Here is a 676-nt window from a genome sequence, read left to right as displayed (position 1 = left end):
TTCCAGTCTCTTGGCGTTGGGCAGCGAGGGGCAGGGCCTGGATCTCGGCGCGCTGCAGCGCGCGCGCGCCGCCCCGGCGGGGCTGGAGGGGCGGGCCGAGATCGCGCTCGACTTGCAGGGGCGCGGCGCGAGCCTGCGCGCCGTGGCGGCGAGCCTGACGGGGGAGGCCGGGCTGGCGATGATCGAAGGCCGCATCGTCGGCGGCGGGCGACTGTCCATCGGCACGGACCTGCTGGCACTGCTGCTGCCGGGCCAGCAGCAGGGTGGGGTGCCGGTCCGCTGCCTGGCGCTCCGCCTGTCCGCCGAGGACGGCATGGCGACGAGCGAGGCGCTGCTGGTCGAGACGAATGCCGGGCGCATCGACGGCGTGCTGGCGCTGAACCTGCGGGAGGAGACGATCGCCGCGCGGCTGCTGCCCGATGTGCGCATCGCGGGGATCACGGTGCGCGCCCCGGTCGGCGTCGGCGGCACCTTCGCCGAACCGCGCGTCGGCGTCGATCCGGGCCGGGCGATGACGCGGGTGATGGGCGATACGGTGGCGAACCGGCTGTGGCGGAACTCCACCGTGGAGTGGCTGCGCGGGCAGGCCGGCGCGGCGGGCCCGGCCGGAGATTGCGGCGCGGCGCTGCGGCTGGCGCGGATGGGCGCGGATGGGCCGGTGCCGCCGCCCCAGGCC

At 77.1% G+C, this 676-nt stretch carries 1 protein-coding gene; it reads left to right on the top strand.

What is annotated here, in order from left to right; translation table 11 throughout:
- Positions 1–676, top strand: a 676-nt coding sequence (locus HW577_RS26085) for an AsmA-like C-terminal region-containing protein (protein ID WP_198378970.1), incomplete at both ends; no start/stop codon positions are given.

The sequence above is a fragment of the Neoroseomonas rubea genome (assembly GCF_016106015.1).
In the GTDB taxonomy this organism is placed as follows: Bacteria; Pseudomonadota; Alphaproteobacteria; order Acetobacterales; family Acetobacteraceae; genus Neoroseomonas; species Neoroseomonas rubea.
The sequence above is the reverse complement of the archived record's forward strand: the minus strand, read 5'-3'. Positions and strand labels throughout refer to the sequence as shown.